Raw genomic sequence first — 8,262 nt, 5'->3', positions numbered from 1 at the left:
TGTGGTCGGGGTGGGGAGATTCGAACTCCCGGCCTCCTGCTCCCAAAGCAGGCGCGCTAACCAAGCTGCGCTACACCCCGTATCCGCCCTGATGGGCCTGAGGAGCCTAACGAGAGTTAGAGCGCAAACGCGCTGCCTGTTCCAGCCGGCGGCGCAGGCCAACGGCGTGTCCCCACATCCAGCCCAGCAGCGCCGAACGCCTCGGTGAGTTGGTTGACGTGGAGGTCGAGGCGACGGTCGGTCGAGTCGATATTCGTCATTACCCGCACCACGTCGAGGTACGCCCGGCGATACAGCGCGCCGTGCCCGTTCTCCGGACCAGCGAGGACGTGCGCAAGTTCGTGCGCCACCGTAGCGATCGTGGTCTGTGAGGCAGCTAGGCGGATCGTGCCCGAGCCTCCGCCAGAGGCGGCGCACCGAGTGCTCGACGATTGGGCATCCGACCGGGCGGCTCGAACCTCCACTCCCCCGCCAGGCCACCACGGGTCGGCCACAACAGCGTCTATGAGCATTCGTACCTGATCAAACGGCCGGGCCGCTTCGAGGTCGGTACCGTCGAACGCCGCCAACTCTGCTGCGTACAGCGCGAGGCGGTCCGAGTCGCTCATTGCTTGCCGCGCCCGATGCTGCGTCGACCAGAAAGCCTCGATCTTCCGACGTCCGCTCGGCTGGCGGCGACTGAACCGGCGTCCCAACCACCTGCTTGGGCCGCACTCGGCGCCCGAGCCGTACGCACCCGACCGAAAGCCGTCCCTGCAAAATCATCGATCCGAGCGTTTCGGCTCAGTACGGCAAGCTCACGGCGTCCCGAATCATCGACGGCCCGCACTGAGCCTGCGGCAACCGCCTGCGAATCTCTCAGTGTTTGCCTGATCTTCTCGGCAAACCCGAAAAGGAACGACCGTCGGAAGCGTTGGGTCGCTGCTGGTGTCCCTCGACGTTCACGCGCCATCTGCGACGCCGCCTGCTGGTGGAGCGAGTTGTAGAGCACCTCGACAACGTCAAGATCGCTCCGAAAGCCCGCTGCCATCGCAACCGTGCCGTCGGGTCGCGACTCGAAGACCACGCGCACATCATGCACCTCGGCGACGGATTGCAGAAGCGACAGACGCGCCCGCACATAGGCCCCTCTCCCGAGTTCGAATTCGCGGACACGGAGTTCATCAGACAGGTCGATCTCGACGAGTCGGGCCGGATCGATCCGGTGCGTCGCAATTATTTGTGCTGCTTTGCGTGAGAATGCATCGGCCTCGTGAGCGTTGCTCGTTCCCTCTGCCTTGTCCAGCAGTTTGCGGACACGAACCAGCAAGTCAGCGGTGGGATCATAAGTCATATTTCTGCCAATACTTGCTCCACCCCAGCTCAATGCCACTGCGCGGCCATGCGGGAGGTGTTGTCGGTTGATGAGCAAGTCTTCGATGTCAACTCACCAAACCGCCCATTACTGCTCTATCTTATGGAGATGCAAGCTGCTTTGGGTTCGACAGCAACGCCCACGCGCCTTGAGCACCGCGAGTGGGCCGCGACGGTTTCGACTGCCGACGCGGCTGCGATCACTGAACAGATCATCGACCGGGGGATGAGCAGCTTCACGGCTCCTCTCCCCCGTGACTTGGTCGGCCTCGCTGCGGGCAACGACGTGGTCACAACTGGCAATGAGTTCGACGGCCGTTCACTTCGTCGATCTCGCAACCGCACCGCTGTCATCATCTCACTGTTCCAGCTCATTCGTGAAGGGTCGCTCGATCCGAGCGTTCCAGAAATTGCTGACCGCGCGGGCGTCTCGCACCGGTCAGTCTTTCGTTACTTCGATGACCTCAACGATCTTGTTCGGCTGACAGTCGATCACGCAGTTCACGAAACAATGCCGCTGCGAGCAATCACCGACCTCGGTGTCGGCCCCCTTGAACGCCGGATCGACGTCTACGTCGAGACCAGGCTGCGGGTTCACTCGACGGCCTACGCCGTCAGTCGAGTCGCTCACATCAAGGCACAGAAGATCCCAGCAATCGAGGAAGGCCTGCGAGCGCTGACGTGCATCATCCGGTCACAGTTGGCCGAACACTTCGCCCCCGAGTGCGACCACTCACCCGATCGAGAGATGCTCCTCGACGCCCTCATGGTGCTCACGAGTTTCGAGGCATACGACTACCAACGCCGCCTCCTCGGCCATGGCCTTGAGCGAATCCGCCACGTGTGGCACAGCTCATTTGCTGCGCAGCTCAACCCGCTTACTTCCGCCGAGTAGTCGGATCGACAGGTCACCGTCGCGCTCTGGGCCGCTATGCTTGTCACACCATGCGGGTGTAGTTCAATGGTAGAACCTCAGGTTTCCAACCTGACTACAGGGGTTCGATTCCCCTCACCCGCTCCAATCGAGTTCACCTGATCGCCTCAGTTCGGCAGAAACATCTGCTGAGCGAGGGGTCAGGGATCCGATTCCGCCGACGTGCTGTCCCGACATTGCGTTCCCGCATCAGTAGCCCACATCGTTCGAATGATGTCGGACCGTTTACGTTCGGCCGATGACTCTCGACGCACTTCCCGCTACACACATCGGCACCCTCTCGGCTCGCACGAACGACGTGGAGCGGCCAATGGTCGCTGGCGGCCCATTCGGCACGAAGGTCGTGGCCACAGTTTCCAGCGGCACGTTCGTCGGGCCGAAGATCAACGCAGCCATCCCCGACGGAGTCGCCGCTGGCGATTGGCTGACCATTCTTGCCAACGGAGGCTTTGCGCTCGACGTCCGCCTCTCACTTCGAACTGACGACGGCGCTGACATCTACGTCACCTACACCGGGTTCGGCACCCGCAACGAGGACGGCACCGCCAGCATCCGTACCGCCCCACGATTCGAGACAGGCGACGAACGCTATAGCTGGCTCAACAACCTGTTCTGTGTCGCCATCGGCACGACCACGCCCGACGGTGTTGAATACGAGATCTACTCGATCTGATCACCGGTCAGGATTGGTCGACGCCAAGGACGACCACTCGCCGCTGCCGTGTGGGAGAGTGCGGCATGGCGTTTGGTCAATCGTCCGGTCCACCAGCGAACGGCAAGCAACTCCGAGAGCTCCTCGAGCTCCTCGAAGCCGCAGGGCACTCCGACTATCGTGATGCCCGCGGACCAATGGGATTCTCGCAACGTCAGGCAAATGGCAAGTTCACCAGTGGAGAAGCCGACGAGTTCATCGAGCGGCTCCACACCGAGATCCACGGCGACGGACCTCCCCCGGGATCACGTCCTCCCCCAGCGGCCAGAGCCCCGAAACCTGCCGCGGCCAAACCTTCGCCGCGTACGACGGCTGCCAAACGGCCCAACACTCCCCCGGCGAAGACCTCACCACTGAGCGATGTACCCGTTGAAGAGCTCGCGGCCGAACTGCAACGTCGCGGCTGGGTCGTGCTCGAACCCTGAGTCAGCCGACGCCGAGGAGATCGACAACGAAGACAAGCGTCTCGTTGCCGGCAATGAGGCCACCTGCGCCTGCTGCGCCGTAGCCCATGTGCGGCGGGATGGTGAGACGGCGTCGACCGCCGACCTTCATCCCCTGGACGCCTTCGTCCCAGCCCTGGATGACCTGGCTCTGGCCGAGGCCGAACTGGAAGGGCTCCATACGGTTCCACGAGGCATCGAATTCGACACCCGTCGACCAGGAGACGCCTACATAGTGAACGGTGACTGCACGGCCCGCAACAGCCTCGTCGCCATCACCGACGGTGATGTCGTCGACGACGAGCTCCGCTGGCGGATCTTCGGCGGGGATGGTGATTTCAGGCTTCTGCATTCCGCGAAGGGTAACCGCCTCGATGCGCTCCGACCCTCAGCCGGTTGACTCGCCGCGAGGGATCAGGAACGAAATCGCTGCTGGGTCACCCGCGAACTGACCGACCGTCACGACGTACTCACCTGGCTCGGTCAACCAGTCGCCGTCGATCCGGAGGTCGGTCATCGACCAGTCGAGGTCGATCGTTGCCGTGGTCGTCTCACCTGCGAGCGCATCCACTCGAGCGAAGCCGATCAGCCGGTGCGCCGGACGGAGATGGGCGCTCACTGGAAGGCCTGCGTCAACGAACACCACCGTCGAACCCGCTCGATCACCTGTGTTGGTCATCAAGAATTCGACACCTGCGCCAGCATCTGTCCCGTGGGCAGCGTCGATCGAAAACGTCGAGTAGCCGTTGCCAGCGCCGAACGGAAAATGCGCTGTGTTCCCATCTCGGTCAAGCTTCCACTGGCCGTGCAAGAGGTCGTAGTTCGCGTGCGTCGCGTCCTTGTCAAAGTCGACCAGATGGTTTGGATCCGTGGGAATCGCAAACGGCAGGCGGCCACCCGGTTCGGCGTCGCCAACAAGCACGTCGGCCAATGCCGAACCTCCCTCGACACCGCCGTACCAGCTCACGAGCACCACCGACACCGACTCGGCCCAGGGCATCACCACGGCTGAACCGCACTGCACCGACACGACGACGTTCGGGTGCGCAACGACAGCCGCCGCGATCAGTGCCTCGTCGGCATCGCTCAGGCGCAGTGACGTGCGATCGCCACCCGGCGACATGCCACCCTGACCTTCAGCCTCTGCAGCTGGCGTCGCCACAGCGTCCTCGGTCGGGTTCTGGGAACCTGGCGACTCAGGTGCCGGTGCCGGTGCCGCAGCCTGCAGAACGCCCAACGTCGGATGATCCATCGGCGGGAACAGTTCGCCGATGAGCAGAGCGGTGCCGTTGTCATCGATGTACTCGCCCTCGTCGGCCTTCGTGTAGCCAACGACAACGATCACAACGTCGGCCCCTTTGGTCACCGATGTGTCGGTGTCGGAATGGACAACGCGATCGGCACCAAAGCGTGCTCGCAGGCCGGCAAGGGGCGTTACGACATTGGTCGCCTTCACATCGCTCGATCCACCGTCGCCAAGATTCTTGACCGCGGCGAGTCGGCCGAGTACAGCGATCTTGCCGACAGCGCTCGGGTCGAGCGGCAAGAGCGCGCCCTCGTTGCGCAGCATCACGGTCGACGCCGCCGCTGCCGTCCGCGCGAGTCGGCGATGTTCGTCGCAGCCGACCACATCGATCGACGGCTGCGCAGTGAGCACATCGTTAAATCGCAACAGCGTCGCGACGATGCGCGTCACTGCAGTGTCGACGTGCGACTCGGTCAGCTCGCCCGACTCGAGCGCATCGACAAGTGCCAGCGCACGCTGCTGCTGGAATGGCATCTCGATGTCGAGGCCAGCGCGGACCGACTTGGCGGCGTCACGCAAGCCAAAGATGAAGTCACTGACGACGAAGCCATCCCAGCCCCACTCCTCTCGCAAGATGGTCGTCAGCAGCGTCTCGTTCTCACCGCACCATTCACCGTTCATCGAGTTGTAGGAACTCATGACCGAGCCAACGCCCTCGCCGGCGACGCGCTCGAAATGCGGCAGGTACACCTCATGCAATGCCCGTTCGCCAACCTGCACATCAACGCTGAAACGTGCGTTCTCCATGGAGTTCACCGCGAAATGTTTCATGCAGGCAATGACGTGGCGCTGCAATCCACGAGTCAGGTTCTGCGCCATCACGCCGACGTGATGCGGGTCTTCTCCATAGGTCTCCTGGGCCCTCCCCCAGGCCGGATGCCGCAGCAGGTTCATGCAGACGGCACCGGTGAACGTTGCACCGCTGGCGCGCAATTCGCGGCCGATTGCTTCGCCGATGCGTTCTTCGAGCCCAGGATCAAACGACGCACCTCGCGCCATGCTGACCGGGAACGCCGTCGCGTCACCCACCACACATCCGCGTGGACCATCGGCGAACTCGATCCCCGGAATACCCAGGCGTTCGACCTGTGCCGCTGGCCAGGTGTGGGTGTAATAACCGCCCGACGTCATGTCGAACAGCCCGGGCCAAAACGGCGTGTCGCCATCGAGGCAGCCGAGTCGCTCGGCAAGCGTCATCGACGCGACAAGCATCGCTGCCTCGGCGTGGTGGTCCGCGCCAGCAGCTACTCGAGCCGCAGCAGCATCAAAGTGAGTGAGCATCGTCGCAGACTGCCACAATGGGCCCATGCCCGGCGCCTTTTTACACCCATTCGCGAAACCGACACGTGAGCGCTTTCCGAGCATCACACATGGCCGCGGCGCCCTCGTCTGGGACCACACCGGGCACGAGATGATCGACGCAATGGCAAGCCTGTGGTACTGCCAGATCGGTCACGGACGCGGCGACATGGCCGACGCAGTCGCTGCTCAAATTCGCCAGATCGCGTCATACTCCTGCTTCGACCCGTTCACCAACGCACCCGCCGATGCGCTCGCCGAGAAAATCGTCAGTCTCACGTCGATGCCGGAAGCCCGGGTGTTCTTCACCGGGTCCGGGTCCGAAGCAATCGACTCCGCCATGAAGCTCGCCCGCCTCGCCCAGGCCCTCGACGGAAACCCCGAACGACGGCTGATCATCTCCCGCGAGCGGGGATACCACGGCACCAACTACGGCGGCACCAGCGCCCAAGGCCTCCCGCTCAACAAGGTCGGCTACGGCACGCTGCTCGACGAGGTGGTGCAGGTTCCTGCCGACGACATCGAAGCACTCTCCCGACTCATGGCCGAGCGATCCGGCGAGATCGCTGCAGTGCTCACCGAACCGCTGCAAGGAGCCGCCGGTGTCTTCCCGCCGCCCGACGGCTACCTCGCTGACGCGCGACGGCTGTGCGATCAGCACGGCGCCTTGCTGATCTTCGACGAGGTGATCACCGGATTCGGCAGGCTCGGAACGTGGTTTGCTGCAGAGCACTACGGCGTCACGCCTGACCTCACCACGTTCGCGAAGGGCGTCACCTCTGGCTACCAACCGCTTGGCGGAGTGATCGTCGGCCAGCAGGTGCGCGACGCGCTCGAAGCCGATCCCGACTTCATCCTGCGCCACGGCTACACCTACTCAGGGCACGCGGCCGCCTGCGCCGCAGCACTGAAGAACATCGAGATCATCGAGCAGCAGAAGCTGCTCCGAGCAGGTCAAGGTATGGGCTACCGCCTCCAACGTGGGCTCAGAGCGATCGCCGAAGACGGTGGCGTCGATCACGTCCGCGGCGAGGGCGCAGTGTTCGCCGTCGGCTTGCGCTCCGACCAAGACGCGATGCAAATTCGCGACGCGATGATCGAGGCTGGTGTGATCACCCGGGCCATCGGCACCGACACGATCACGTACTGCCCGCCGCTCGTCACGACCGACGAGCAGGTCGATCGCATCGTCGACGTCCTCGCCACCGTGGTCTCTTGACATTTCCTCGCTGGGCGCACATCGCCCAGCGAGTTCCTCACTCAGGAGTTGCGCAGTAAATCGATCAAGCTGCTCGTGTCCCAGCGATCCCCACCACGAGCAACGACTTGCTTATAGAACTGATCGATCACCGCAGTCATCGGGAGCCGCGCACTGTTGCGTTCGGCTTCCTCGAGGCAAATACCGAGGTCCTTGCGCATCCACTCGACGGCGAACCCGAAGTCATACTCGCCGTCAGCCATGGTTCCGGCTCGGTTGTCCATCTGCCAACTCTGGGCTGCGCCCTTGCCGATCACCCCGACCACTTCGGCGATGTCGAGCCCCGCCCGTTCGGCGAAGTTCAAGCCTTCGGCGAGGCCCTGCACGACGCCTGCAATACAGATCTGATTGACCATCTTGGTGAGCTGGCCCGACCCTGCCGGTCCGAGTAACGCGCATTGCTTGGCAAACGCCCCGATCACGGCGGCGGCACGTTCGTAGGTCTCGGCGTCGTCGCACCCACACATCACTGTCAGTTGCCCGTTCTCGGCACCGACCTGACCGCCAGACACCGGAGCGTCAACGAACCCGATCCCGCGTTCGGCGCAGGCCGCCGCCAGCTCGCGAGCGAGGCTGGCCGATGCCGTCGTGTGATCGATCAAGACCGACCCTGCAGCCATCGACCCAAGCGCTCCCGTTTCACCGAACACCACTTCGCGAACGTCGTCGTCGTTTCCGACGCACATCATCACGAAATCGGCACCGTCGACGCATTCGGCCGGAGTCGGTGCGGCCTGGCCGCCATTCAGTGCGACCCATGCGAGCGCCTTGGCGCCCGTACGGTTGAAGATGACGAGTTCGTGCCCTGCCTGCTTGAGGTGGCGGGCCATCGGTGCGCCCATCACGCCGGTTCCGAGAAATGCGATTTTCGACTGGTCAATCATGCGCCCGAGTCTTTCAGGTCACGACGCCACGCGACGATTACCGCCGACGGTACAGCAGGACGCCTGAGTGGTA

At 63.5% G+C, this 8,262-nt stretch carries 9 protein-coding genes and 2 tRNA genes; 5 read left to right on the top strand and 6 right to left on the bottom strand.

Going from position 1 to position 8,262, the window contains the following annotated elements; genetic code table 11:
* Positions 1-2: 2 nt before the first annotated feature.
* The 3 genes from ACH2EI_RS03495 to ACH2EI_RS03485 all read right to left on the bottom strand — a co-directional run bounded on the left by ACH2EI_RS03495 (position 3) and on the right by ACH2EI_RS03485 (position 1,333).
* Positions 3-80: transfer RNA gene (locus ACH2EI_RS03495), tRNA-Pro, on the bottom strand.
* Positions 81-116: 36 nt separating this feature from the next.
* Complete coding sequence (locus ACH2EI_RS03490) at positions 117-608, bottom strand: hypothetical protein (protein WP_395159141.1); 492 nt, start codon at positions 606-608, stop codon at positions 117-119.
* Positions 605-1,333: a DUF2786 domain-containing protein gene (locus tag ACH2EI_RS03485; protein ID WP_395159139.1), complete on the bottom strand. Its 729-nt coding sequence runs from the start codon at positions 1,331-1,333 to the stop codon at positions 605-607. The genes ACH2EI_RS03490 and ACH2EI_RS03485 overlap by 4 nt, the downstream gene beginning before the upstream one ends.
* A 129-nt stretch (positions 1,334-1,462) precedes the next feature.
* Between ACH2EI_RS03485 and ACH2EI_RS03480 the strand changes: the two genes are divergently transcribed.
* The 4 genes from ACH2EI_RS03480 to ACH2EI_RS03465 all read left to right on the top strand — a co-directional run bounded on the left by ACH2EI_RS03480 (position 1,463) and on the right by ACH2EI_RS03465 (position 3,424).
* A complete protein-coding gene (locus tag ACH2EI_RS03480; protein ID WP_395159137.1) occupies positions 1,463-2,248 on the top strand; it encodes a TetR/AcrR family transcriptional regulator in 786 nt (261 codons plus the stop codon).
* 52 nt (positions 2,249-2,300) lie between these two features.
* Positions 2,301-2,374: transfer RNA gene (locus ACH2EI_RS03475), tRNA-Gly, on the top strand.
* Between the two features lie 151 nt (positions 2,375-2,525).
* Positions 2,526-2,960: a DUF3237 domain-containing protein gene (locus ACH2EI_RS03470; RefSeq protein ID WP_395152957.1), complete on the top strand. Its 435-nt coding sequence runs from the start codon at positions 2,526-2,528 to the stop codon at positions 2,958-2,960.
* 65 nt (positions 2,961-3,025) lie between these two features.
* Positions 3,026-3,424 carry a hypothetical protein gene (locus tag ACH2EI_RS03465; protein ID WP_395152958.1) on the top strand — a complete coding sequence of 133 codons (399 nt, stop codon included), beginning with the start codon at positions 3,026-3,028 and terminating at the stop codon, positions 3,422-3,424.
* Between the two features lies 1 nt (position 3,425).
* On the opposite strand, the gene ACH2EI_RS03460 is transcribed toward ACH2EI_RS03465, so the two are convergent.
* On the bottom strand, positions 3,426-3,794 hold the full coding sequence (locus ACH2EI_RS03460) for an FKBP-type peptidyl-prolyl cis-trans isomerase (protein ID WP_395152959.1): 369 nt from the start codon (positions 3,792-3,794) through the stop codon (positions 3,426-3,428).
* A gap of 36 nt (positions 3,795-3,830) precedes the next feature.
* Positions 3,831-6,029, bottom strand: coding sequence for a beta-glucosidase family protein (locus ACH2EI_RS03455; RefSeq protein ID WP_395152960.1), 2,199 nt, complete (start codon positions 6,027-6,029; stop codon positions 3,831-3,833).
* Positions 6,030-6,054: 25 nt separating this feature from the next.
* On the opposite strand from ACH2EI_RS03455, the gene ACH2EI_RS03450 reads away from it, so the two are divergent.
* Positions 6,055-7,266, top strand: coding sequence for an aspartate aminotransferase family protein (locus tag ACH2EI_RS03450; RefSeq protein ID WP_395152961.1), 1,212 nt, complete (start codon positions 6,055-6,057; stop codon positions 7,264-7,266).
* A 41-nt stretch (positions 7,267-7,307) separates the two neighbouring features.
* On the opposite strand, the gene ACH2EI_RS03445 is transcribed toward ACH2EI_RS03450, so the two are convergent.
* On the bottom strand, positions 7,308-8,189 hold the full coding sequence (locus ACH2EI_RS03445) for an NAD(P)-dependent oxidoreductase (protein ID WP_395152962.1): 882 nt from the start codon (positions 8,187-8,189) through the stop codon (positions 7,308-7,310).
* Positions 8,190-8,262 lie beyond the last annotated feature (73 nt).

It is taken from the genome of Ilumatobacter sp., assembly GCF_041688325.1.
Taxonomy (GTDB): domain Bacteria; phylum Actinomycetota; class Acidimicrobiia; order Acidimicrobiales; family Ilumatobacteraceae; genus Ilumatobacter_A.
This window is presented reverse-complemented; position numbering and strand designations above follow the sequence as displayed.

Coding starts and splice junctions, on each gene's coding strand:
- ACH2EI_RS03490 (WP_395159141.1), bottom strand. CDS start 608: ATGAGCGACTCGGACCGCCTCGCGCTGTACGCAGCAGAGTTGGCGGCG.
- ACH2EI_RS03485 (WP_395159139.1), bottom strand. CDS start 1,333: ATGACTTATGATCCCACCGCTGACTTGCTGGTTCGTGTCCGCAAACTG.
- ACH2EI_RS03480 (WP_395159137.1), top strand. CDS start 1,463: ATGCAAGCTGCTTTGGGTTCGACAGCAACGCCCACGCGCCTTGAGCAC.
- ACH2EI_RS03470 (WP_395152957.1), top strand. CDS start 2,526: ATGACTCTCGACGCACTTCCCGCTACACACATCGGCACCCTCTCGGCT.
- ACH2EI_RS03465 (WP_395152958.1), top strand. CDS start 3,026: ATGGCGTTTGGTCAATCGTCCGGTCCACCAGCGAACGGCAAGCAACTC.
- ACH2EI_RS03460 (WP_395152959.1), bottom strand. CDS start 3,794: ATGCAGAAGCCTGAAATCACCATCCCCGCCGAAGATCCGCCAGCGGAG.
- ACH2EI_RS03455 (WP_395152960.1), bottom strand. CDS start 6,029: ATGCTCACTCACTTTGATGCTGCTGCGGCTCGAGTAGCTGCTGGCGCG.
- ACH2EI_RS03450 (WP_395152961.1), top strand. CDS start 6,055: ATGCCCGGCGCCTTTTTACACCCATTCGCGAAACCGACACGTGAGCGC.
- ACH2EI_RS03445 (WP_395152962.1), bottom strand. CDS start 8,189: ATGATTGACCAGTCGAAAATCGCATTTCTCGGAACCGGCGTGATGGGC.